General features: G+C 70.3%; 15 protein-coding genes and 1 pseudogene. 3 read left to right on the top strand and 13 right to left on the bottom strand.

Going from position 1 to position 24,091, the window contains the following annotated elements:
• Positions 1-22 precede the first annotated feature (22 nt).
• The 6 genes from AC5DRG_RS37935 to AC5DRG_RS37910 all read right to left on the bottom strand — a co-directional run bounded on the left by AC5DRG_RS37935 (position 23) and on the right by AC5DRG_RS37910 (position 10,238).
• Positions 23-2,221, bottom strand: coding sequence for a glycosyl hydrolase family 95 catalytic domain-containing protein (locus AC5DRG_RS37935; protein ID WP_491804233.1), 2,199 nt, complete (start codon positions 2,219-2,221; stop codon positions 23-25).
• Positions 2,218-4,200 (bottom strand): beta-galactosidase, encoded by a 1,983-nt coding sequence (locus AC5DRG_RS37930; RefSeq protein WP_491804232.1) that lies wholly within the window; start codon positions 4,198-4,200, stop codon positions 2,218-2,220. The genes AC5DRG_RS37935 and AC5DRG_RS37930 overlap by 4 nt, the downstream gene beginning before the upstream one ends.
• The gene (locus AC5DRG_RS37925; RefSeq protein ID WP_491804231.1) at positions 4,200-6,404 is read right to left on the bottom strand and encodes a 1,4-beta-glucanase; all 2,205 of its coding nucleotides are present in this window, start codon (positions 6,402-6,404) and stop codon (positions 4,200-4,202) included. The genes AC5DRG_RS37930 and AC5DRG_RS37925 overlap by 1 nt, the downstream gene beginning before the upstream one ends.
• Positions 6,405-6,535: 131 nt before the next feature.
• Positions 6,536-7,495 (bottom strand): carbohydrate ABC transporter permease, encoded by a 960-nt coding sequence (locus tag AC5DRG_RS37920; RefSeq protein ID WP_491804230.1) that lies wholly within the window; start codon positions 7,493-7,495, stop codon positions 6,536-6,538.
• Entirely contained in the window at positions 7,492-8,529 is a 1,038-nt protein-coding gene (locus AC5DRG_RS37915; RefSeq protein WP_491804229.1) for an ABC transporter permease, read from the bottom strand. The genes AC5DRG_RS37920 and AC5DRG_RS37915 overlap by 4 nt, the downstream gene beginning before the upstream one ends.
• A 26-nt stretch (positions 8,530-8,555) precedes the next feature.
• On the bottom strand, positions 8,556-10,238 hold the full coding sequence (locus tag AC5DRG_RS37910) for a type 2 periplasmic-binding domain-containing protein (protein WP_491804227.1): 1,683 nt from the start codon (positions 10,236-10,238) through the stop codon (positions 8,556-8,558).
• Between the two features lie 336 nt (positions 10,239-10,574).
• Here AC5DRG_RS37910 and AC5DRG_RS37905 point away from each other — a divergent pair, with 336 nt between their 5' ends.
• Complete coding sequence (locus AC5DRG_RS37905; RefSeq protein ID WP_491804225.1) at positions 10,575-13,421, top strand: glycoside hydrolase family 3 C-terminal domain-containing protein; 2,847 nt, start codon at positions 10,575-10,577, stop codon at positions 13,419-13,421.
• A 137-nt stretch (positions 13,422-13,558) separates the two neighbouring features.
• On the opposite strand, the gene AC5DRG_RS37900 is transcribed toward AC5DRG_RS37905, so the two are convergent.
• The 3 genes from AC5DRG_RS37900 to gabT form a co-directional block, all read right to left on the bottom strand.
• A complete protein-coding gene (locus AC5DRG_RS37900; RefSeq protein ID WP_491804224.1) occupies positions 13,559-15,004 on the bottom strand; it encodes an aldehyde dehydrogenase family protein in 1,446 nt (481 codons plus the stop codon).
• Positions 15,005-15,121: 117 nt separating this feature from the next.
• On the bottom strand, positions 15,122-15,802 hold the full coding sequence (locus AC5DRG_RS37895) for a phosphatase PAP2 family protein (RefSeq protein ID WP_491804223.1): 681 nt from the start codon (positions 15,800-15,802) through the stop codon (positions 15,122-15,124).
• Between the two features lie 391 nt (positions 15,803-16,193).
• Positions 16,194-17,528 (bottom strand): 4-aminobutyrate--2-oxoglutarate transaminase, encoded by a 1,335-nt coding sequence (gene gabT, locus AC5DRG_RS37890; protein WP_491804221.1) that lies wholly within the window; start codon positions 17,526-17,528, stop codon positions 16,194-16,196.
• A 262-nt stretch (positions 17,529-17,790) separates the two neighbouring features.
• Here gabT and AC5DRG_RS37885 point away from each other — a divergent pair, with 262 nt between their 5' ends.
• Both AC5DRG_RS37885 and AC5DRG_RS37880 read left to right on the top strand, forming a co-directional pair.
• Positions 17,791-19,914 (top strand): ATP-binding protein, encoded by a 2,124-nt coding sequence (locus AC5DRG_RS37885; RefSeq protein WP_491804220.1) that lies wholly within the window; start codon positions 17,791-17,793, stop codon positions 19,912-19,914.
• Positions 19,915-19,929: 15 nt separating this feature from the next.
• A complete protein-coding gene (locus AC5DRG_RS37880; RefSeq protein WP_491804219.1) occupies positions 19,930-21,513 on the top strand; it encodes a PucR family transcriptional regulator in 1,584 nt (527 codons plus the stop codon).
• A 1-nt stretch (position 21,514) separates the two neighbouring features.
• Here AC5DRG_RS37880 and AC5DRG_RS37875 read toward each other — a convergent pair whose 3' ends face one another.
• The 4 genes and pseudogenes from AC5DRG_RS37875 to AC5DRG_RS37860 form a co-directional block, all read right to left on the bottom strand.
• On the bottom strand, positions 21,515-21,751 hold the full coding sequence (locus tag AC5DRG_RS37875) for a hypothetical protein (protein WP_491804218.1): 237 nt from the start codon (positions 21,749-21,751) through the stop codon (positions 21,515-21,517).
• Between the two features lie 72 nt (positions 21,752-21,823).
• Positions 21,824-22,038 (bottom strand): annotated as a pseudogene (locus AC5DRG_RS37870) (chitinase); the annotation flags it as partial.
• A gap of 7 nt (positions 22,039-22,045) precedes the next feature.
• Positions 22,046-22,498 carry a hypothetical protein gene (locus AC5DRG_RS37865; protein WP_491804217.1) on the bottom strand — a complete coding sequence of 151 codons (453 nt, stop codon included), beginning with the start codon at positions 22,496-22,498 and terminating at the stop codon, positions 22,046-22,048.
• 136 nt (positions 22,499-22,634) lie between these two features.
• Complete coding sequence (locus tag AC5DRG_RS37860; protein WP_491804215.1) at positions 22,635-24,062, bottom strand: NAD(P)/FAD-dependent oxidoreductase; 1,428 nt, start codon at positions 24,060-24,062, stop codon at positions 22,635-22,637.
• Positions 24,063-24,091: the final 29 nt, after the last annotated feature.

Raw genomic sequence — 24,091 nt, 5'->3', positions numbered from 1 at the left:
GGGTGGGGGGAATTGCGGGGATCTACCACGTCCCCAGGGTGAGGACCTGGTCTTCTCCGGCGACGAGGTCGAGCGGCTGTGCGCCGGAGGAAGTCCTGAGTTCGATGCGATGGCTGCGCGTGGGGCGGATCACCGCGGACGCGCTGTCGGGGCTCCAGGCCAGGTCGACCTCGGCCCCGAACCTCGTGCGGATACCGCGTAGTTGGCCTTTCGGGTACGACGCCGGACGCGCCGGCAGCAGGACCAGCCGGTCCGGCGTCGACTGCACGAGCATCTCGACGAGCACGGCGGGCAGGGTGTGTGCGGCGTCCGCGTTGTAGACGTCGCGGTCGGGGTAGTGCGCGCTCATCAGGGAGACGTGGAAGAAGTCCCCCTTGAGAACCTGGCCGAGGGCGTCCGCGACCCGTTCGCCATCGCGCAGACGGGCCGCGATCAGGGCGTGGTGGAGGTGGCCGTGGGCCGAGTCGTTCTCGGCGCCCCGGAGTTCGAGGGCGCGGTGGGCGGCGGCCGCGAGGCCCGGGGTGTCGTACGGGTTGATCTCGTCGAGCGGCCAGACGCCGTAGAGGTGACTGAGATGGCGGTGGTCGTAGGTGTCGTCGAGGCCGGGCCAGGCCCATTCGGCGAGCGCGCCGTCGGAGTTGATCCGGTGGGGCGGGAGCCGGTCGGCCAACGCACGCCAGCGGTCGGCCTGTTCGGGGTGGTACTCGGCGGCGGTGAGCAGGGCGTGCCGGGCGGCCGAGAGGTCCATGGCCGCGTTGACCGCCCCCCAGCTCCCGTTGGCCGGCCGGTTCTCGGGCGAGTAGGAGGGGACGACGACGAGGTGACCGTCGTCGTCGGTGCTGGTGAGGAAGTCCTGGTAGAACTGAGCGACTTCGGCGAGGGCGGCGGCGGTGCGCGGGTCCTGGTGACCGCGGGTCTCGTCGTGGTCGACGAGGGGCTTGAGCAGCCAGTCGGCGCCGGCGGTCCACAGGTGCAGCGGGTACTCGCGGCTGAAGTGGTACGTCAGCCCGGACTCGCCGTCGGTGTGCGCGGGAGCCATGACGCCCCGGACGCCGAAGACGGAGCGGGCGTTCTCGCGCCAGTCGTCCAGCTGACCGTGGATCAGTGAGGCGAGTGCTTCCGTGACTTCGGGGAGTGCGGCGGCAGCGGCCGAGGCGGTCTGAAGGTTGACGTTGGCGTCGTTGGTGAACGCTCCCGCCCACGCCGTGTCCCAGTCGCCGGTCCACAGGCCGGTGAGACGGGGCGGGAACAGACCACTGGCGGAGAGCAGGTGGTAGCGGCCGGCGGCGAAGAGGCGTTCAAGGAGGGCCGCGCTGTCGGGGTACTCCAGCAACTCCGAGCCGGGCAGGGCGCGTTCGTCCTTGTCGCCGCCGAGGTCGAGGGTCACGCGGGCGTAGGCACTCCGGTGGAGGGCGAGATGGCGGTCCAGGAGATCGCCGTACGGCGTCTCCGCGCGCGTCAGGAGATCGCGCAGCGCCCGCGCCTCCTCGACCACGTCCAGTTCCCCGGTGTGGCGCCGGACTCGGGTGAGGAGCAGGACGGATTCGGCGCCCTGGACCCGAACTCCCGGTGGGGCGAGGGTCGTTGTGCCGCCCGTGACGGCGACGAGGGTCGTGCCTGTGTAGGCGCGGTCGCTGTCCGGGTAGCGGGCGCGGAGGCTCAGCAGTGCGCCCTCGGGGGTGAGGAGTGCGCCGTGGCCGACTCCGAGGCCGGCCGGGGCGCTCGGGAGGCGGTGGTCGAGGGAGATGTCGAGCGTGAGGTCGGGGGCGATGACCCGCTGGACGATCACGTCGTCGGCGCGGGAGACGAAGACCTGGCTGGTCCAGCCCGCGCACTCGGCCCGCGTGACACCGGTGGCGAAGTCGACGGACCGGCGGTAGCCACGCACGTCCCCGGCCGGCCGACGCAGCCGTATCTGAAAAGCCGGGTGGAAGGGCTGTACCCACTGGAGCGGGCGCCCGTCCGTGAAGCTCTCGGCGGCGGTGAGGTCGCCCGCGAGCAACCGGTCCTGGAGAGCGGGGAGTTCGGCGGCCAGGTGGGGTGGGCGGGCGTGTTCGCCGCCGTTGGGGCGTACGAGGGTGTGGTGCGTGACGATGACACGGTCGTCGTTCGGATCGCCGAACGCGAGAGTGCCGTGGTGGCCGTTGCCGCTCAGGAAGGCGTCCTCCCAGCGAGCGGCCGGGAGCGGTTCCCAAGTGCCGTGCACGGGACCGCCGTTCATGGCTTCAGCACCGCCGCTCCGTAGCGGCCGAGGGTGACCTCGTCCGTGACGGTCACGCCCGTCAGCAGATCCTGGTGGGTGCCGGGGACGGGGACGGTGACCGAGTCGCGGCCGTGGTTGAGCACGAACAGCAGCTCACCTCGGCGGACGGCCTCGACGCCGTCGGGGATCGAGTCGAGCACCGGCCGCACACCCGCGTCGGCGGCGATCCGGGCGAGCAGCTCGCGGTGCGCCTGCGGCTCCGGGAGGGTGGAGACGTACCAGGCGCGGCCCTTGCGCAGGACGGCGGGCAGCCCGTCCAACTCCCCGCCTTTGTACGGGATCGACTCGGCGGCCGAACCGTCGCCCTCGATCTCCTCCGACCACAACTCCCCCCGGAAACCGTCGCACTCGACGCTCTCCCCCGGGTCCAGCGGCCACCACTCGTGCAGCGTGCGGATGCCGAACAGCTCGCGCAGCCGGGCGTCCATGCCGCCTGGCCGCACACGGTCGTCCTCGTCGGCGACGCCGGTCAGGAAGCCGCAGACGAGGGTGCCACCGCCCTGGACGTAGGCGAGGAGGTTGTCGATCGCCGCGTCCGTGAGGAGGTAGAGCTGCGGGACGACGACCAACCGGTACGCGGAGAGGTCGTGTTCGGGGTGGGCGAAGTCGGTGGTGAGGTGGGCCTGCCAGAGGGCTCGGTGCCAGGACTTCAGGACCTCGGCGTGGTCGACCTGCGTGGACGGCCGGCCTTCCTGGGCGCTGGCCCACCAGGCGTGCCAGTCGTGCAGGATCGCGATGTCCGAGGTGATGTGACTGTCCGTCACCTGTGGGCTGATCCGGGCGAGTTCGGCGCCGAGCTGCCTCACCTCCTGGAAGGTGCGGCCCTGTTCCCCCGCGTGGCTGACCATCCCGGAGTGGAACTTCTCCGCGCCCTGCCGGGACTGACGCCACTGGAAGTAGCAGACGGCGTCGGCGCCTCGGGCCACCGCTTGGAGGGACCAGAGCCGGTTGAGACCGCGCGGCTTGGGGTGGTTGACGCCACGCCAGTTGACCGGACCGGCGGCCTGCTCCATCAGCATCCAGGGACCGCGAGCCTGGGAACGGGTCATGTCCTGTACGACGGCGCTCTCTTGGGCACCGAGGGGGTCGCGCGGATCGGGGTAGATGTCGACGGAGACGACATCCTCCTCCTCGGCCCAGCGCCAGGCGTCCTGCCCCGTCCACAGCGGCATGAAGTTGCTGGTGACAGGGATGTGCGGGGTGTGGCGGCGGACGATGTCGCGCTCGGCGGCGTAACACTCCAGGAGCATGTCGGAGGTGAAGCGCCGGAAGTCCAGAACCTGGGTCGGGTTCTTCATGTAGTGGGTGCGGCGCGCGGGCAGTACACCGTCCCAGCTGTCGTAGCCCTGGCTCCAGAAGGCCGTGCCCCAGGCGGAGTTGAGGGCATCGAGGGTGCCGTACTTCTCGCGCAGCCAGCGGCGGAAGGCGGCGGCCGCCTCGTCGCCGTGGTCGAAGGTGCAGTACTCGTTGTTGATGTGCCACATCGTGAGGGCGGGGTGGCCGCCGTAGCGGGCGGCGAGGTCCTCGGTGATCGCGGCGGCGTAGCGGCGGTAGGTGGCGCTGGAGTGGGAGAAGTGCTGGCGGCCGCCCCACCATTCGACGCGGCCGTCCTCGTCGCGGGGCAGGGTTTCCGGGTGCAGCCGGCCCATCCAGGGCGGGGGCGCGGAGGTGGGGGTGGCGAGGACGACACCGATGCCGTTGTCGTGCACCAGGTCCATCAGCCGGTCCAGCCAGCCGAACTCCCTCGCCCCCGGCTGCGGTTCGAGCTTCGCCCAGGAGAAGACGCCGAGGGTGACGGAGTTGACGCCGGCGTCCTTCATCAGCCGGATGTCGTCGGCCCAGGTCTCCTCGGGCCACTGCTCGGGGTTGTAGTCGCCGCCGAAGAGGATGCGGCCACGGGTGGCGGAGGCGAGGGTGGGTTGTCGGCGTGCGGCCATCAGACCGGCTCCCCGTACTGGATGCCGCGCCCGTTGGTGGCGAGGTAGACACGGCCGTAGACCCGCGGGTCACCGACGATGACCTCGCCGGTCCAGCCCCACTGATGGGCGTCGTCGTTGATACGGACCCAGGTCTTCGCCTCGTCGTCGGAGCGGTAGACGGCGGTGATGCTCTCCGTCGAGCCGACCTGGTAGATCGCCGGGTAGCCGGCACCGTCGGCGGCCTTGCCGAAGCCGAGGGTGTACGAGGCCCAGCAGCTGGCGACCTTGGAGAAGGAGACGCCACCGTCGGTGGACCGGTAGAGCCCGTTCCACTTGGTGCTCACCCACAGGTCACCGGAGCGCCCCGGCGCCGCGACCAGCTTGAACTGGCTGTCACCGGAGGGCAGCCCACCCGCACGGGCCGTGAACGAAAGGCCACTGTCAGTGCTGGCGTATAGCGTTCCAGTGTCGGAATCGAATGCGTAGAACAGTGCTGGATCGGCCGGGTCGGCGACCGGTGTGGCGCCCTTCGGGAAGGAGGAGATCTCGGTCCAGGTGGCGCCGTTGTCCGCCGAGCGGTGCGCCGCGTACTTCGTGCCGTCCCAGTGCACGAAGGACCACAGGAGCACGCTGCCGTCGGCGTTGGCGGCGATCGGACCCGGTGCGTTCTTGGCGATGTCGGGCTGGGCCTCGAAGGGCGCCCAGGTCTGCCCGCCGTCGTTGGAGTAGGCACCGTTGCCGTTGTCGCCCCAACCTGCCCGGACGACATACGCCGGTCTGCCCGCGGCCTGCGCGAGTCCCGTCGCCGACCCGAACACGGGGTTCGTCGCCATGCCGCGCGAGGGCGAGGCGGTGAGCCGCTCGTGGTACATGACGCCGATGTCCCTGGACCCGCTCAGCAGGTGCGCCTCCCCGACCGGGGGCGACACCAGCTGCACCACGGACGCCTCCTCCAGGCCACGGATCTGCGGGGCCCAGTGAGTGAGGTCCCGCGTCCCGTAGAGGGTGGCGCCGGTGCCGTAGACGACGTGCTTGGAGTCGTACGGGTCGACGCCCACGGCCTGGATCCACCAACCGAACTTGGGCGCGTCCGCGCCCCACTTGAGGTAAGGAGTCTCGGATACGTCGAAGACAGCGGCGTCCTTGAGGGACGTCCAGGTACGCCCGCCGTCGGTGGTCCGGTACAGGGTGTCGACGGCCGCCCACCGGTTGTTGGTGGAGACGACGACGGTGCCGGGGCGACGCGCGTCCACGGCGACGCCGCCATAGCCGAAGGCGTCGGTGGAGCCGTCACTCGTGGTCCCGCCCGGCTTCACCGGCGTGACCTCGGTCCACTTGCCGGTGCCGGTGGCCAGCTTGTGCACACTGCCGTCGGACTGCCCGTTGGGCCCAGGGGCATTGGCATACGTCACGTACAGCTCGCGGCTGAGGCAGTCGTACGCGGCACGGATCGGCACCTTGGCGGAGGTGCCGGCGGGCTGCCCCGGTACGGCTTCCCAGGTGGCGCCGTCGGCAGTGCGGTACAGGTTGGACGCGGTGCCGTCCGAGTCACCCCAGCCGGCGTAGAGGACGCGCCCGGCGGCGACGAGGAAGGTGACGCCCTGCCCACTCGCACTGGGCGTACCCGGAAAGCCGCTCACGGCTGCCCAAGTGGCCCCGCGGTCGCTGGACTTGAGCAGCCCGTCATGCCTGGTCCCCAACCACAGCGTGTCACTGTCCCGCGGATCGACAAGCAGCCGCTCCCCCATCCCCCGCCCGTCCTCATTGGCCCCGAGCTTCACGGCGAGGTCGGTCCGGGTCCAGGTGGCACCACGGTCGTCGGAGCGCAGGATCGCCCCGTTGGAGGCCCAGGACTGGGCGTAGGTGCCGAGGGCGAGATAAACCCGGTCCGGATGGGCCGCGTCAACGGCGACGGCCTCGACCCCGAGGAGATTCCAGTCGTCCCAGCCGAGATGGTCGATGAGGGGCGTCCAGCGGGCGGCACGCTCGTCCCACCGATAGGCACCCCCTATGTCGGTACGGGCGTAGGCGAGACCACGGACGGAGGGGTGGAACAGCACACCGGTCACAAACCCGGTCCCACCGATGACGGCGTTGCGCCAGCGGTAGGCAGAGGCATCGGCGGCCTCCGCACGCCCTTGGAAGGCGGGGACGGCGGAGAGTGCGGCAGCGGCAGCGACCCCGCCAAGAACAGCACGACGGCTCAGTCTGGACGCATGCATGACACATACCTCGATCTAGAAAGGGGGGATCAGTGGACGTACTTAAGGGGCGCGGGGAACTGCGCGACCAGCCACAACAAACCCGGCAGCCGCCGACGAACCCGCAACCACCCCACCGACTAGGCGAACGGCTAACCCTTAACCGCGCCAGTCAACATGCCCTTCTTGAAGTGCCGCTGCACAAACGGCGAAAGCACAGCCACCGGCACCAGAGCCAGCACCATCACCGCCATCTGAACGGCCAACGGCGACAGTTGCCCCGTATTGATCTGCGTGGCCAGCCCAACAGGCCGTTCCTGCTTCTGCACCAGCTGGATCATCACGTTCTGCAACGGCATCATGTCCTGGTCGGACAGATAGATCGACGCGTTGAACCAGGCACTCCAGTACCCGACCGCATAAAACAGCGCGATCACAGCGAGCACGGCCCGCGACAACGGCATCACGATCTTCCAGAGAATCCGCCAGTCCCCGGCCCCGTCGATCCGCGCGCTGTCGATGAGTTCCGGCGAGATCCCCATGAAGAACGACCGCAGCACCAGGATGTTGAAGACACTCACCGCACTGGGCAGGATCAGCGCGAGGTAGGTGTCGGTAAGCCCCAGGGCCTGCACCAACAGGTACGTCGGAATGAGCCCGGCGCCGAAGAACATCGTGGCCAGCAGCAACATCAGGAGCCACTTGTGCCCGAGGGAACCCACCCGGGAGAGCCCGTACGCGGACAGCACGGACACCGTCATGCTGAACAACGTGCCGACGAGGGTCACGCCCACACTGACCAGCGCGGCCCGCTGGACCTGCCCACCGCTGAGAAGTTCCTGGTAGGCGACGAAGGTGATGCCCTTGGGGATCACCACAAGACCGCCGGTCGCGTCGATGGTCTTCTTCGACGAGAGGCTCGTGACGATGACGATCCACAGCGGGAAGAGGATCGCGAAGCAGGCCAGCGTGAGGACGATCCCCTTGCCGGCGAGCCCCGCCTTGGAGGGCTCCTCCTCCCAGGACGGCCGTTCCGGAGCGGCCCACCAACTCGGCGTGGACGCCGACGCGGGCGCCGCGGACTTGTCGGGCCTGTCGATGACGGCACTCACTTCTTGTACACCCCCTGCTCACCCATGAGATGGGCGACCTTGTTCGCGGTCAGCACGAGGGCCAGACCGACCACGCCCTTGATCAGGCCCGCGGCCGCGGCGTAGCTGAAGTCCTGGTTGCGGATGCCGTTCCACCACACATAGGTGTCGAGGACCTCGGCGGCGCCTGGTCCCACCGAGTCGCGTTGGAGCAGGAGTTGCTCGAACCCGACGGTCAGCGCGTCCCCCACCCGCAGCACCAGCAACAGCGCGATCACCGGGCGCAGTGCGGGAAGCGTGATGTGCCACATACGGCGCCAGCGTCCGGCGCCGTCCATCGCGGCGGCCTCGTACAGGTCGTTGGAGACGGCGGACAGGGCGGCGAGGAAGACGATGATGCCCCAGCCCGAGTCCTTCCAGACGCCCTCGGAGGTCACCAGGAACTTGAAGATCCCGGGATCGGTCATCAGGTCGAAGCCGTCGTACCCGTGTTGGCGCAGGGTCTGCGCGATGATGCCGGCGCCGCCGAAGATCTGCTGGAAGACGGTGACGACCAGCACCCATGAGAAGAAGTGGGGCAGGTACATGATCGCCTGGGCGACCGCCCGAACCCTGGGCCTGATCACGCTGTTGATGACCAGCGCGAGCAGGATCGGGATCGGAAAGAAGAGCACCAGCTGGAGAGAGAACAGCACGAACGTGTTCTGCACCGCGTGCCAGAAGGCGGAGTCCTGGAAGATCCGGTCGAACTGCTCGACGCCGACCCAGGGGCTCTCGAACATGGCGATGAAGCCGTTGTCGCTCAGATACGGGTCGTAGTCCTGGAAGGCGACGACATTGCCGAGGATCGGTATGTAGTTGAAGACCAGGAGCAGCAGTACGGCCGGCAGGGTCATCAGGATCAGCGTGCGGTCGCGTCTGAACCGGAGCCGGAGGCTCAGTTTCCCCGAGCGTCGCTTGCCCCGGGAGCCTGCGGCGCCGTCGGACACCGCCGGAGACTTCTCGTCGGTCTTCGTCGCCTCGGCCCTGCTCCGAGGCACCGTGCTGTGGGACACGGTTTTCTCCTTGCCTCAGCCCTGGATCAGTTGGCCGCGGAGCCGTTGTCGTCGAGCAGCTTCTTGTACCAGTCGCGCAGCCCGTCGCCGCCCTTGGCCTTCCAGTCGGACACGGCCTGCTGGACGTCGCTGATCTTCTTGCGGCCGCGGACGACGTCGTCCTCCAGCTGCTCGAAGTCGTTGGCGAGGTTGGTGTAGCGGTTGGGCTCGGTGATGGTGAGGCCGTAGAAGGAGGACTTCTTGGTGAAGGCACCCATGCGCTGCTGCCACTCGACCTGGAGCTTGGCGATCTCGGGGAGGTCGGGGTGGGCGAGGTAGGAGGCGGGGTCGCCGGTGTAGTCGTAGGCGCCGAAGACCTCGTTGTTGCCCTTGGTGGTCTTGGTGGGCATGCCGTCCTTGAGCGTGTAGTCGGTGCCCTCGACGCCGTAGACGGTGAGCATGTACTCCTTGGTGCCGTACGGCGCGGCGCAGTAGTTGGCGAGCGCCAGGAAGTCCTTGATCTGCTGCTTGGACGCCTTCTTGTTGACGAAGGTGAAGATGCCCGCGGGCTGGGTCGCCCACAGCGTGGGGTCGCCGCCGTCGGGGCCGAAGATGTCGAACGCGCCCATCTCGAAGTCGGTCTTCTGGATGCGCTGTTCGGCGGTGGAGGCGTACCAGTAGGAGATGTCGCCGTTGAAGACGAGGGACTGGCCCGCGGTGAAGCGGTTGGACGCGTCGCCCTTGACGGCCTTGGCGTCGGGGTGGACGACGTCGGCCTCGTAGAGCTTGCGCATCCACTCCAGGGCTTCGAGGTAGGCGTCGGTCTCGATGCGGTTGACGAGCTTGTCGCCTTCCAGGTTCCACCACAGGGCCTTGTCGCTGCCGTTGAGGACGCCGTAGATGTTGAAGGCGGTCCACTTCAGGTCGTCACAGGCCCACACCTTGCCCTTGGCGTCGGTGGCCTCCTTCGCCCAGGCCAGGAACTCGTCGGGCGTCCCCGGGAGTTCGTAGCCCTTCGCGTCGAAGATGTCCTTGCGGTAGAAGGGCACGATGTTCGTGACATACGAGCCCGGCATCGGAATCGCGCGCAACTGGCCGCCGAAGATGGACCGTTGCCAGGCGTCCGTCGGTACGGCCGCGAGGTTGGGGTACGCCTTGACCTTGTCGCCGGACAGGTAGGGGCCGAGGTCGGCGAACTTGGCGTTGATGGCGCTGGGTATCTTGCCGTTCAGGTTCCAGCCCGGGACGACCACCACGTCGGGGATCTCGCTGGAGGCGAGGACGGCGCCCAGCTTCTCGTCGTAGGTGTTGCCGTCCTGGTTCTGCCAGGTGGCCTTGACGCCGATGGCGTCGTTCATGGCCGTGTAGTAGGCGTTGTCGTTGGAGGGCGGGCTGCCCCACATCGGCGCCATGATCTTCAGGTCGCCGCCGCCGCCGAGCTTCTTCGGCACCGAGGTCTTCAGGGTGTTCAGGTCGATCGCCTTGGTGAAGCCGGCCGACGAGCCGTTCTTCGAGGGGAGGTCGGGCACGACCACGCTCGACGCCACGAACGCGGGGAGGATCTTCTCGGCCGCCTTCCCGGAGGTCGTCCCCTCCTTGCTCCCTTCCTGTCCGCCGCCGCAGGCGGCGAGCAGGGGCATTCCTCCGGCCACCGCGGCGGTGGCGACCGCCGTGGAGGCGAGGAAGCTTCTCCGACTGGGGGCGGAGGAGGTGGCGGCGTTCGGCGTCATTGCGTCAACCCTTCATGGCGCACCAGGACACCCGGCGGTGGGGCCGTCGGCTGCGGTGTCTTGTCTGGAACTGGCTGAGCTGAAGCGGTCCTCCGACGTATGCCAACGGGCTCGTAGTCGAAGCGCTTCGATGTTGCTGTGAGGTTAAGTGAACCCCCGGGGGTGCACAAGGGTCGTATCCAAGATTCCTCCGAGGTATGGGAGACGACCATTTCTTATGCACTGCTTGAAGTGACAGTGTTGATGGTGTTGATCTCTTGACACCCACCCCCGGGTCGAATGAGCATCGAAGCGCTTCGAAAGCACCGAGCCGATGCATCGCAAGGGGATCCCCACGTGACCGCACACCCGCCCCACACGCCGCCTTTCCGTGATCCGCAGCTGCCGTTCGCGAAGCGCATCGACGATCTGCTGTCGCGGCTGACCCTCGACGACAAGGTCGCGTTCGTCCACCAGTTTGCGCCCGCCGTCGACCGGCTCGACGTCGCTGCCTTCCGCACCGGCCAGGAGGCCCTGCACGGGGTGGCATGGATGGGCCCGGCGACGGTGTTCCCGCAGGCGGTGGGGATCGGCGCGACCTGGAACCCGGAGCTGGTACGCCGGATCGGCGAGGCGGTGTCCAAGGAGACCCGCGCGATGCGCGCCCGCGACGAGCGCGTGGGCCTCAACGTCTGGTCCCCGACGGTGAACCTCCTGCGCCACCCCCTCTGGGGCCGCAATGAGGAGGGCTACTCCGAGGACCCGAAGCTCACCTCGGCCATCGCCACCGCCTACACCCGCGGCCTGCGCGGCGACCACCCGACGTACTGGCGCACGGCCCCCGTCCTCAAGCACTGGCTCGCCCACAACAACGAGACGGGCCGCGACGTCACGTCGTCCTCGGTCCGCCCGCGCGTCCTGCACGAGTACGACCTGCGCGCCTTCCGCGAGACGGTCGAGGCGGGCGCCGTGGCCGGTGTGATGCCCGCGTACAACCTGGTCAACGGCCGCCCGAACCACGTCTCCCCGTACCTCGGCGAGCACCTGCGCGCCTGGACCGACCAGGACCTCCTGGTCTGCTCGGACGCGGGCGCGCCGTCCAACCTGGTCGACTCCGAGCACTACTTCGACACCCACGAGGAGGCCACCGCGGCCGCGATCCTCGCCGGCGTCGACAGCTTCACCGACCACGGCACGGACAACTCGAAGATCACTGAGCGGGTCCAAGGCGCCCTGGACCAGGGCCTGTTGACCGAGGCGGACCTCGACACGGCGGTCCGCCGCCAGCTCGCGATCCGTTTCCGGCTCGGCGAGTTCGACCCGCAGTACGACCCCCACGCGGGCACCAAGGACTTCGACACCCCGGCCCACCGCGCCCTCGCCCAGGAGGCCGCCGAACAGGCGGTGGTCCTGCTCAAGAACGACGACCTGCTCCCCCTCGCCCCCGACACCCGTATCGCGGTGGTCGGCCTGCTCGCCGACGAGTGCAAGCTCGACTGGTACAGCGGCACGCTCATCCACCGGTCCACTCCCCTGGAGGGCCTGTACGAGCGGTTCGGCGCCGAGCGCGTGGAGTTCGCGGAGGGCATGGACCGCGTACGGCTGAGGACCTCGGCGGGTACGTACCTGCACGTACCGCCGACCGAGGCGGCGACCGACGAGGTGCGCGGCGCCGAGGGCGCGCTGGACCCGGCCCTCCTCGCGGGCCGCACCGACCTGCCCCCGCTGACCACGAACACCACCGGCACCGAACTCGCGCTCATCGACTGGGGCGAGGACGTCCTCACGCTCCGCGCCCCCGACGGCCGCTACCTCTCGGTCGCCGACGACGGCTGTGTCCGCGCCTCCGCCGACCAGCCCGGAGGCTGGGTCATCCAGGAGACATTCCGCCTGGAACCCCATGGGAGCGGACACCTCCTCAGGCACCTCGGCACGGGTCGCCACATCTCTGTCGCCGCCGACGGCGTGAAAGTTGCCGAGGAAAACGACGAAAACCCGGCGATCTTCGAGCTGGAGGTAGTGGAACGCGGCGAGGACGCGGTGACCCGCGCCGCCGCCCAGGCGGACGTGGTCGTCGTGGTCGCGGGCAACGACCCGCACATCAACGGCCGCGAGACCGAGGACCGTACGACCCTGAACCTCCCCGCCCACCAAGAGCGCCTGCTGCGCGCCGCCCGCGCCGCGAACCCGCGCACGGCGCTGGTCCTGGCCTCCGCCTACCCCTACGCGGTCGACCCGTCCGACCTCCCGGCCGTCCTCTGGACGGCACACGGCGGCCAGGCGGCGGGCACCGCCCTGGCCCGCGTCCTGGCCGGCGACGTCTCCCCCGCCGGCCGCCTCCCGCAGACCTGGTACGCCGCCGACTCCGACCTGCCCGACCTCCTCGACTACGACGTGATCGGCGGCCGCCAGACGTACCTCTACTTCGAGGGCACCCCGCTCTTCCCCTTCGGCCACGGCCTGTCGTACGCCTCCTTCTCCTACGCGGACTTGACGGTCCGGATCGAGGCCCGCACAGCGCACGTCTCCTTCACGGTCACCAACACCGGTGACGTCACGGCCGACGAGGTCGCCCAGCTCTACACCAGCGCGGCGGACCCATCGGTCCCGCGCCCACGCCGCGAACTGGTCGCACACCGCCGCATCACACTCGCCCCCGGCGCCCAGGAGGAGCTGACCTTCGAAGTCCCGCTGTCCGCCTTCGAGTTCTGGGACGTGGCCCACGGACGGTGGCGTCTGGAGCCCGGCCCGTACGACGTCCTGGCCGGCGCGTCCAGCGAGGACATCCGCCTGCGCACGACCGTGCTCCTCGACGGAGAGCCGAACGCACCGCGCCCCGTCCTCCAACGCGGCCTGGAAGCCGCCGACTTCGACGAGCAGAGCGGCACCGAGATCGTCGACCGCACGAAGGCGTCGGGCGACGCGGTGGCGGCGGTGGACGGCGGGACGGGTGAACTGCTCTACCGGGACTGCGACTTCGGGCGCGGCGCCACGGAGGTGACCGCGAGCGTGGCAGGCGAGGGAGAGATCGAGCTGTCCCTGGACGGCGGCCCGGCACTGGCCGTACTCACCCTGTCCGCGCCCACTTCGGGCCCGTACGACTACACCACCCTCGCCGCCGGGCTCACCACCACCGGCGTGCACGACGTCCGCCTCAGGCTGCGCGGCCCACTGCGGCTCGCGCATGTCGGCTTCTCCGGCTGAGGGTCCGGAGGAGTTCGGCACAAAAGAAGGAGCCCGGCACCGGAAGGCATCGGAGCCGGGCCCCTTTGGCGAGACGCATCGCCGACGACAACCCTAGCTGAAAATGGTTCCCATTAGCTAGAGCCGGCCGACCGGAATCAGAGCGCGAGGCCCGTCAGGACCAGCACCCGCTCGTAGGTGTAGTCGTCCATCGCGAACTTCACGCCCTCGCGGCCCACACCCGACTGCTTGGCGCCGCCGTACGGCATCTGGTCGGCGCGGTAGGACGGCACGTCGCCGATCACGACACCGCCGACCTCAAGGGCGCGGTGGGCGCGGAAGGCGACCTGGAGGTCGTGGGTGAACACGCCTGTCTGGAGGCCGTACTTGGAGGAGTTGACAGCGGCGAAGGCCGCGGCCTCGCCGTCCACCTTCTGCACGGTGAGGACGGGTCCGAAGACCTCCTCGCAGGAGATGGTCGTGTCGGCCGGTACGTCGGTGAGGACGGTCGGCGCGTACGAGGCGCCGTCGCGCTTGCCGCCCGCGAGCAGGTTGGCGCCGGCCTGGACCGCCTCGTCCACCCACGACTCCACGCGCTTGGCGGCGTCCTCGCTGACCAGCGGGCCGACGTCCGTCGTGGCGTCGGCGGGGTCGCCGGTGACCTGGGCCTCGACGGCGGCGACGATGCGCGGCAGCAGCCGGTCGTAGACCGACGCGTCGGCGATCACGCGCTGCACGGAGATGCAGGACTGGCCGCCCTGGTAGTTGGAGAAGGTGGCGATGCGGGTGGCGGCCCAGTCGAGGTCGGCGTCGCTCGCGTAGTCGCCGAGGACGACGGCCGCGCCGTTGCCGCCCAGCTCCAGGGTGCAGTGCTTGCGCGGCACCGAGTCCATGATCGCGTAGCCGACCTTCTCGGAACCGGTGAAGGAGATGACCGGCAGCCGCTCGTCCTGGACGAGGGCGGGCATGCGGTCGTTGGCGACCGGGAGGATCGACCAGGAGCCGGCCGACAGCTCGGTCTCGGCGAGCAGGTCACCGATGATCAGGCCGGACAGGGGCGTGGCGGGCGCCGGCTTCAGGATGATCGGCACGCCGGCCGCGATCGCCGGGGCGATCTTGTGGGCGCACAGGTTGAGCGGGAAGTTGAAGGGCGCGATGCCGAGCACGACGCCCTTGGGGAAGCGGCGGGTGAGCGCGAGGCGTCCCTGCCCGCCGAGGTCGGTGTCGAGCCGCTGGGCCTCGCCGCCGTTGAACCGACGGGCCTCCTCGGCCGCGAACCGGAACACAGACACGGCCCGTCCGACCTCGCCGCGCGCCCACTTGATCGGCTTGCCGTTCTCGGCGGAGATGAGCTGCGCGATCTCCTCGGTGCGCTCGACCAGCCGCTTGCTGACGTGGTCGAGGGCGGCGGCGCGGACGTGGGCCGGGGTGGCGGCGAACTCGTCCCGCACGGCGTACGCGGCGGCCACGGCCTCCTCGACCTGGGCGTCGCTCGGCACGCTGACCTTGCCGACGAGACGGCCGTCCCACGGGGAGGTGACGTCGAAGGTGTCCTCGCCGGTGGCCTGGCGGCCGGCGAGCCAGAAGGCGTGGGTGGAAGTCATGGGGTCCACGGTAGGCGCGGGGAGACGAGGTGGCGTTTGTCCGAGTCGTAGCAGTGGCGGCGGGCCGTGCGCCGCAATGGCTACATACGACGGCCGTACGGACCGGACCGGACCGGACTACGTACGACGGCTGATCCGGCCGAGCACCAGCACGAGCAAGGTCAGCAGCACCGTGCACAGACACCAGCTGGCCACGACGTCCAGGGGCCAGTGGTAGCCGCGGCGGATCAAGCCGAAGCCCACGCCGAAGTTGACGGCGGCACAGGCGATGACGAGCTCGCGGCGGGCGTACGCCGTGCGGAGCCAGGGCAGGAGCAGCAGGGTCGCGGAGCCGTACGCGATGGCGGCCGTGGCGGTGTGACCGGAGGGGAAGTAGCCGACACCCGGGGGCATGACAGGGGTGCCGTGGCGGGCGGTGAGTTCCTTGAGGGGGACGATCAGCGCCGGGAGGACGGCCATCAGAACGGCCGCCGCGGTGGCCGGCCACCACCAGCGGTCTGTACCTGCACGCCTGGCCTGCCGGGCGACGTACACCACGACGACGGCCAGGATCGGGACCGCGACCTGGATGTTGCCCAGGTCGGCGAGGAGTTCGGAGGAGCGGTCCGGGTGGACGAGGGCTTTGCTGAGGCGTTCGTCCACCCGCAGAAGCGGGCCGTCGGCCACGACCTGCCAGGTGATCAGTGCGAAGAGGAGGGCGGGAAGCCCGAGAAGGAGGATCAGCCCGAGAAAGGAGGTCGGCCGCCCCGGAACAGGGGGGGTAGTTCCGAGGCGGCCGTCCGGATCGGATCGTCGCACGCCCCGGGGGGTTTGGGGCGGGCGACTGTCCGATCGGTGAGGAGATCCGGAGCCAGAGGCTCCGGTTGTGTGCGCGAGGGCACGACCAGGTCGAAGCTGGGGAGGCCCCGGCCTGGCGTCGCCCACAGTCCCCTGTGGGCGGGGTGTATCTCTCATCTGGGTAGAACCTACGGCAGGGGGTGCGGGTGCGACAGGCGGAATCGCGTCCCGTCATGCACCTCGCACACCTTCTTCACACGCTCTGACGGCGGCCACCCCGGCCGTGCAATCCCAAGGGAGGCAAGGGCTGGGGCGGGTGGGACGCCCGAGGTGGTACAACAGTGAACCACTTGTGCGTCCCTTGTGCCTGAGCTGCGATTTTCGGCTGTTGTCTCAGATGCGCACTGACACGTCAGATACGCGCGAAGGCCTGCTCGATGATGTCGAGGCCCTCGTTGAGGAGGTCCTCGCCGATGACGAGCGGGGGCAGGAACCGGAGCACGTTGCCGTAGGTGCCACAGGTCAGGACCAGCAGGCCCTCCTGGTGGCAGGCCTTGGCGAGGGCGGCGGTGGCCTCCGCGTTCGGCTCCTTGGTGGTGCGGTCCTTGACCAGCTCAATGGCGATCATCGCGCCCCGGCCGCGCACGTCACCGATGATGTCGAACTTCTCGGCCATGGCGGCGAGGCGGGCCTTCATGATCGCCTCGATGTTCTTGGCCTTGGCGTTGAGGTCGAGCTCCTTCATGGTCTCGATCGAGCCCAGCGCACCCGCGCACGCCACCGGGTTTCCGCCGTAGGTGCCGCCCAGGCCGCCCGCGTGCGCGGCGTCCATGATCTCGGCGCGGCCGGTCACGGCGGCCAGCGGCAGACCGCCCGCGATGCCCTTGGCGGTGGTGATCAGGTCGGGCACGATACCCTCGTCCTCGCACGCGAACCACTGCCCGGTACGGCAGAAGCCGGACTGGATCTCGTCCGCGACGAAGACGATGCCGTTGTCGGCGGCGAACTGGCGGATCGCGGGCAGGAAGCCCTTGGCCGGCTCGATGAAGCCGCCCTCGCCGAGCACCGGCTCGATGATGATCGCGGCGACGTTGTCGGCACCGACCTGCTTGTTGATCATGTCGAGGGCCTGCGCGGACGCCTCGGCACCGGCATTCTCCGGACCGGTCAGCCAGCGGTAGCCGTAGGCGACCGGCACGCGGTACACCTCGGGCGCGAACGGCCCGAAGCCGTGCTTGTACGGCATGTTCTTGGCGGTGAGCGCCATGGTGAGGTTCGTACGACCGTGGTAGCCGTGGTCGAAGACGACGACGGCCTGGCGCTTGGTGTACGCACGGGCGATCTTGACGGCGTTCTCGACGGCCTCGGCACCGCTGTTGAACAGGGCGGACTTCTTGGAGTGGTCGCCCGGCGTGAGCTCAGCGAGGGCCTCGGCGACCTCGACGTACCCCTCGTACGGCGTGACCATGAAACAGGTGTGGGTGAAGTCGGCGAGCTGCGCGGAGGCGCGGCGTACGACGGCCTCGGCGGACGCTCCGACACTGGTCACGGCGATGCCGGAACCGAAGTCGATGAGCCGGTTGCCGTCGACGTCCTCGATGATCCCGCCGCCCGCGCGCGCGGTGAAGACGGGCAGCACGGAACCCACGCCCTGCGCGACCGCGGCGAGGCGGCGGGCCTGCAGCTCCTGCGACTTCGGGCCGGGGATGGCGGTGACGACGCGGCGCTCCTGCGGAAGTGCGGTCATGAGGGGCTCCTGGGGTGTTACGGACGTGGTGTCGCGGACGCTTTCTTCTTTTCTCGCAGGCTAGGACCGTCCAAGGGGGGTGGGCATGCTCCATGTGGGCGTTGTCCGGGGGGTGGCTTTGTCCGTGGTGGACAGGTGCTGGACACAACGGCGCACAGCGTCCGATCCGCGCGCCGGGCGGTACGAACGGTGAACTCCCCAGACAGGCGCGTTAGATTGACTCGCTGATGGTGGACGGAGCGGCTGCTCAGGGGGCAAGGCGATGGACAGCGACGGGACGCAGGACGCACGGGGCACGCATGCGAACCCGGTGCCGCGTCCGGCGGGGCCGCGAGAGGGCGCCGTGGTGCCGCCGAGGCCCTCGGTGGCGCCCGGGATGCCGCCGCTGCCGGACGGCTCGGCGTTCCTGACCTGGCTGCGGGCGCCGCGGCCGGAGGCGGCTCCGGGCGTCTGGCGGTTCGGGCACAGGCCGCGGCCGGCGGAGGAGCCGGAGATCATCCCCGCGCGGCAGCTGTTCGGCGGTGCGGTGATCGCGTTCCTCGTGGGGTGGCTGATCTGGTCGCTGCTGTGGAACGGCTACCTGGGCGGCTGGTGGCTGCTCCCCCTCTACGCGATGATCCCGGAGTCGTGGGCCCAGCCGCACAGCTTCGGCGCGGTCGTGGTCGTCTACGCGTACTACCTGGTCGTAGCCCTGATCATCATGATCGGTGTGGGCCGCCTTGGCCGGTGGGGTGAGATCTGGCAGCGCTACGGGCTGCCCGCCTGGCGCAAGGCGGCCCCCGCGAGCGAGCGTCCGCCCGCCCCCGAGCAGGACCCCGCCGAGTGGCCCGCGCTGCGCGCCGCCGGTGCCGTGGACGTAGCCGACCGGCTCACCGCCGAGGCCCGTTCCGGGCTGATGCGGGACGTCGACCACGCCCGGATCACCCGGGCCTGGCAGGGCGTACGCAGCGGCCGGCACAGCCTCGCCACCTTCACCGGGGCAGTCCTCAAGGACGGCGCCGCGGCCTGTCCGCACCCGTCCGGGGAGCGCGACCTGGCGGCCCGGATCGCCCGTCACGACCTCCTCACCGGCCAGGTGCGCCTGGGCACGACGGCCGACGACGCCCGCAATCCGTACGCCTACCGCGGCGTCGGCCTCGCCCTCGGCCCCGAGTTGCTCGGCACGTCCCTCCTCGCGATCGGCCCGGCCGGCTCCGGCAAGACGGGCAGCGTCGTCCGGCCCCTCGCCGAGTCGCTGTGCCTGCACGCGCTCGCCGGGCGGGCCGCCGTGGTCGTGGTCGGCGCGGCGGGCGCGGGGCTCGGCCCGGCCGACGCGTACGACGTCGTCGTACGGATCGGGAATCCGGAATCCGTGTACGACCTCGACCTGTACGGCGGCACGGCGGACCCGGACGAGGCCGCGGCCGTGCTCGCGGAGGCGCTGGTCGGAGACCTGGCCGATCCGCATCCGGGCGGTGACAGCCGCCGTTCCACGACGGTGCTGGCGCAGCTGCTCGGCCCGTTCCGGGCGGTCCACGGCCGGTTCCCCTCCGTGCCGGAGCTGCGGCAGCTGCTCGACGGGGCGCCGGGGCCGCTGGGCGCGCTGCGGAAGGGCCTTGAGGACTCGGGCCAGGCGTCGCTGTTGCGTGAACTGGACGCGCGGGAGCGGCAGTTGGGCCACCCGGGAGATGTGGGGAGCGTCCTCGCGGACCGCGTGGCGTTGCTCGACCGACCGGCCTTCGCGGGCTTCTTCGATACGTCCGGACAGTCGCGGCCGTTCTCGCTCAAGGCCCTCGATCACCCGGTCCGGGTCCGTATCGACCTGCCGGAGCGCGGGCACGCGGACGCCTCGCGGATGCTGGCGCGGCTGGTGCTGGCTCAGTTCACGTCGAGCGTGTCGGTGCGGGAGGACCGGTCGCTGTTCGCGTGTCTGGTGCTGGACGACGCCACGGGGGTGGTGACTCCGGAGTCGGTACGGGGGATCCAGCGGCTGCGGTCCGCGAACGCCGGGGCCGTACTGACCCTGCGCACCCTCGACGACGCGCCGCGGCCGTTGCGCGGCCCGCTGCTCGGCGCGGCCGGCTGCCGGATGGCGCTGTCAGGGCTCACCCCCTGGGACGGCCAGGACTTCGCCGAGGTGTGGGGCAAGGAGTGGACCGAGGCGACCGACGTCACCGACCGGCAGATCATCGCCGAGACACCGGCGGGCAAGGCCGTGCACATGCTGCGGCGGGTGATCACCGGCAAGGCGCCGACCGCGCGGGCGGTGACCGTGCGACAGGTCGAGCGGGAGCGGTGGTCCGCGTCCGAACTCGCGCACGGGGTGCCGCCGGGGCACGCGGTGCTGTCCCTGACGAACGTGAAGGGCGAGCACGCGCCGCCGCTGCTGGTGGATCTGCGGGGCTGAGGCAGAATCGGCCTCATGGCCCCCACGCTCGCCTCGCTCGTCCAGCACTCCACCCTCAAGTTGAAGGTGCGGGCGGGCGAGGACCGGCTGGACGTGCCCGTGCGCTGGGCACACGCCAGTGAGCTCACCGACCCCGTCCCCTACATGGAGGGCGGGGAGCTGCTGCTGATCACCGCGCTGAAGCTGGACGCGGAGGACCCGGAGGCGATGCGCCGCTATGTGAAGCGGCTGGCCGGGGCGGGGGTCGCAGGGCTCGGCTTCGCGGTCGGGGTCCACTACGAGGAGATCCCGAAGGCGCTGGTCGACGCGGCGCAGGAGGCGGACCTGCCGCTGCTGGAGGTACCGCGCAAGACACCCTTCCTGGCGATCAGCAAGGCCGTGTCGGCGGCGATCGCGGCCGATCAGTACCGGGCGGTGACGGCGGGTTTCGCGGCCCAGCGCGAACTGACGAAGCAGACCCTGTCGGACGGCCCGGAGGGCCTGCTCGCCGCACTCGCCTCGCAGGTCGACGGCTGGGCCGCCCTGTACGACGCCTCGGGCGCGGTGGTCGCGACGGCACCGGAGTGGGCGGGCCGGCGGGCGGCACGTCTGACGCCGGACGTGGAACGGCTGCGGGAGCGCCCCGCACCGGCTTCCTCGGTGGTGGGCGGCCCGGACAACGAGGACCGTGTCGAGCTGCACTCCCTGGGCACCGGACGCCGCCCCCGCGCGGCGCTGGCGGTGGGGACGGCGGCCACGCTGGGCACGGCGGAGCGGTACGCGGTCCACTCGGCGATCGCCCTGCTGACCCTGACGACGGAACGGTCCCGCTCCCTGCACGCGGCCGAGCAACGAATCGGCACGGCGGTGCTGCGCCTGCTGCTCGCCGGCCAGCCGGACCACGCCCGGGCCGTCGCGGGAGATCTGTACGGCGGCCTCCTCGACGCCCCCTTCCGTGTGATCGTGGCGGAATCGGCTTCCGCGCCGACCACTGCCGACCCGCTGGGCGGGCTCACGGAGATCGTGGAGTCGGCGGCGGCCCGGTCGGGAGAAGCCGTGCTGGTGGTCCCGGACGGCGAACGCCTGGTGGTGCTGGCGAGCGACGGTGGCGCCGCGGTCGCCGCCTGCGGTGAGTACGCGACGGCGTTGGAGGCGGCGCGGTCCGGAACACCACAGGACCCGACCACCCCCGGCGACGAACTGATCGCGGGCCTCTCAGCCCCCGCCGGCCCGATCACGGCCGCCGCCGCGTACAAACAGGCCGAACAGGCACTGTCGGTCGCGCGCCGGCGGGGCCGGATCTTCGTCGAGCACGAGCAGTTGGCAGCCGGCTCGGTACTTCCGCTGCTGGCAGACGACGCGGTACGGGCATTCGCGGACGGCCTTCTCCGCCCCCTCCACGAACACGACGCAACAGGCCGCGGCGACCTGGTCGCCTCCCTACGCGCCTGGCTCTCCCACCACGGCCAATGGGACGCGGCAGCAGCCGACCTGGGCGTCCACCGCCACACCCTGCGCTACCGAATGCGACGGGTCGAGGAGATCCTCGGGCGGTCACTGGACGATCCGGATGTACGGATGGAGCTTTGGCTGGCGTTGAAGACGACGTCGCCGGAGTAGGTCACGCCGGCCGCACGGCCTTCGCCTCGTCGCTGATCTGCCGCATCTGGTCAGCCGTCAGGCGGCGGACGTTCCAGATCAACTCGGCCGCGTCGGCCGCCGCCGGGATCGGTGGCGGTGTCCCGTCGGGCAGTTCTACGGCGGTCAGGGCGGCCAAGTCGGCGGCGGGGATACCCAGGACGGTAGCCAGGCCGGCCAGTAGGTCGGGGGTCACACCGAACCCCGGATAGTCCGTCATGCCGCCAGCCTAGGGCGTCGGTGTCGGTGTCGGCCGAAGCAGCCGTCGAACGTCCGCTGGGACTCCCGGCTTCGTCCCCGTCTGCGCGCACTGGGCGTTGTCGCTGCCGGCCGGGATCGCCGGAGCGCCGAACCACCACTGCGCGCAGGTGAGTTGACGATGGTGCCCGCTGCGCGTGTCCAGCCGCCGTTCCTCGCCAGGTCCGCGTCGGCCGCACGGGCGACCGACGAGAGCGAGGGGATAGCCAGGTGATGACCAGCCGAGGGGGGATGCCTCCGGCTCTTCAGACGTCCGTCACGAGTCCCCCTCCGTCGCCAGCCCCGCCGCCGCCTCGTGCATCGCCAGTTCCAGGAGCGCCGGGTCGGTGAGGGTGCCGGAGCCGTCCGGCGGGACCAGCCAGCGGACACCGCCGGTCGCGCGTCCGGGGTAGGGGACCACGATCCAGGTGCCGCGTCCCGCCGTACGGATACCCGTGCCGACCCAGCGCGCGGCCGTGCCCGGCGGAACCAGGAAACCCATCCGCGCGTCGCCGAAGTCGACCAGGACCGGGCCCGGTTGGTCCAGGATCCGGGTGAGGATGTCGAGCGTGGGATAGCCCAGCTCACTCGGCAGGATGAGTACGTCCCAGGCTTTGCCGGCGGGGAGCAGCGCGACCCCCAGGGGGTTGCGTTCCCACTCCCAGCGGCAGGCCTCGGGATCCGGCGCCACGGATGCCAGCCACTCCACCGCCGTCTTCGCCCCAGTCATGATGGGGACCTCCCTCTTTCGAGAAATCTCGTGTCGACGCTGGTCGCGTCACGAGAGAGAGGGAGGTCCTGCCGGGAGCATTACGCGGGTTTCGGCTACCAGTTGACAGTGATCCGGATCACACTGGCTGAGCGGGTCAGCTGTCGAAGCCGAGCCCCAGCTTGTCCATCGTCTTCAACCACAGGTTGCGCCGCCCGCCGTGCGCGTCGGCCCGGGCCAGCGACCACTTGGTCAGCGCGATGCCCGTCCAGGCGAAGGGTTCCGGCGGGAAGGGCAGCGGCTTCTTGCGGACCATCTCCAGCGAGGTGCGCTCCGTACGCTCCCCCGCCAGCAGGTCCAGCATCACGTCCGCGCCGAAGCGGGTCGCGCCCACACCCAGGCCCGTGTACCCGGCCGCGTACGCCACCTTCCCCTGATACGCCGTCCCGAAGAACGCCGAGAAGCGCGAGCAGGTGTCGATCGCGCCGCCCCACGCGTGCGTGAAGTTCACGCCCTCCAACTGCGGGAAGCAGGTGAAGAAGTGGCCGGCGAGCTTGGCGTACGTCTCCGGGCGGTCGTCGTACTCGGCGCGCACCCGGCCGCCGTACGGATAGATCGCGTCGTAGCCGCCCCAGAGGATCCGGTTGTCGGCGGACAGCCGGAAGTAGTGGAACTGGTTGGCGCTGTCCCCCAGGCCCTGGCGGTTCTTCCAGCCGATCGACGCCAGTTGGTCGGCGTTCAGAGGTTCCGTCATCAGCGCGTAGTCGTAGACCGGGACGGTGTACGCCCGTACCCGCTTGACCAGGTTCGGGAAGATGTTCGTGCCCAGGGCGACCTTGCGGGCGCGGATCGAGCCGTAGGGCGTGCGTACGGCCATTCCGGCGCCGTACGGCTTCAGGGTGAGGGCCGGGGTGTGCTCGTAGACCCGCACGCCGAGTTGCACACACGCCCGCTTCAGGCCCCACGCCAGCTTCGCCGGGTCGACCATGGCGACGCCCCTGCGGTCGTGGAGGCCTGCCAGGAATGTCGGTGAGTCGACTTGTTGCCGGACCTCCTCCGCGTCCAGGAACTCCGTGCCCTCCGCCAGCCCCTTGGCCTCCATCTCCTCGTGCCACTCGCGGAGTTCGGCCGCCTGGTGCGGCTCGGTCGCCACGTCGATCTCGCCGGTGCGCTCGAAGTCGCAGTCCAGGTCGTAGCGGGCGACCGCCGCCTCGATCTCGTCGAGGTTGCGGGCGCCCAGCTCCTCCAGCTTGTGGATCTCGTCCGGCCAGCGGGTGAGGCCGTTGGCCAGGCCGTGGGTGATCGAGGCGGCGCAGAAGCCGCCGTTGCGGCCCGAGGCGGCCCAGCCCACCTCGCGGCCCTCCAGGAGAACCACCTCCCGTTGCGGGTCGCGCTCCTTGGCGATCAGCGCGGTCCACAGTCCGCTGTATCCGCCGCCGACGACCAGCAGGTCGCAGGTCTCGGCGCCGGTGAGCGCGGGCTCGGGGTGGGGCTTTCCGGGGTCGTCCAGCCAGTACGGAACCGGCTGGGCTTCGGAGAGAGATCGTGTCCAGTCGTTGTTACGGCTCATGGCGCTTGGGGCCATGATTTCAACTCCCTACAGGGCTATCCGCG

It is taken from the genome of Streptomyces sp. JLBG701, assembly GCF_058544905.1.
The sequence above is the reverse complement of the archived record's forward strand: the minus strand, read 5'-3'. Positions and strand labels throughout refer to the sequence as shown.

Bases quoted from the DNA above. Each gene is read 5' to 3' on its own strand.
- AC5DRG_RS37935 (WP_491804233.1), bottom strand. From the start codon at position 2,221: ATGAACGGCGGTCCCGTGCACGGCACTTGGGAACCGCTCCCGGCCGCT.
- AC5DRG_RS37880 (WP_491804219.1), top strand. From the start codon at position 19,930: ATGGCCCCCACGCTCGCCTCGCTCGTCCAGCACTCCACCCTCAAGTTG.
- AC5DRG_RS37930 (WP_491804232.1), bottom strand. From the start codon at position 4,200: ATGGCCGCACGCCGACAACCCACCCTCGCCTCCGCCACCCGTGGCCGC.
- gabT (WP_491804221.1), bottom strand. From the start codon at position 17,528: ATGACCGCACTTCCGCAGGAGCGCCGCGTCGTCACCGCCATCCCCGGC.
- AC5DRG_RS37910 (WP_491804227.1), bottom strand. From the start codon at position 10,238: ATGACGCCGAACGCCGCCACCTCCTCCGCCCCCAGTCGGAGAAGCTTC.
- AC5DRG_RS37925 (WP_491804231.1), bottom strand. From the start codon at position 6,404: ATGCATGCGTCCAGACTGAGCCGTCGTGCTGTTCTTGGCGGGGTCGCT.
- AC5DRG_RS37885 (WP_491804220.1), top strand. From the start codon at position 17,791: ATGGACAGCGACGGGACGCAGGACGCACGGGGCACGCATGCGAACCCG.
- AC5DRG_RS37875 (WP_491804218.1), bottom strand. From the start codon at position 21,751: ATGACGGACTATCCGGGGTTCGGTGTGACCCCCGACCTACTGGCCGGC.
- AC5DRG_RS37865 (WP_491804217.1), bottom strand. From the start codon at position 22,498: ATGACTGGGGCGAAGACGGCGGTGGAGTGGCTGGCATCCGTGGCGCCG.
- AC5DRG_RS37860 (WP_491804215.1), bottom strand. From the start codon at position 24,062: ATGGCCCCAAGCGCCATGAGCCGTAACAACGACTGGACACGATCTCTC.
- AC5DRG_RS37900 (WP_491804224.1), bottom strand. From the start codon at position 15,004: ATGACTTCCACCCACGCCTTCTGGCTCGCCGGCCGCCAGGCCACCGGC.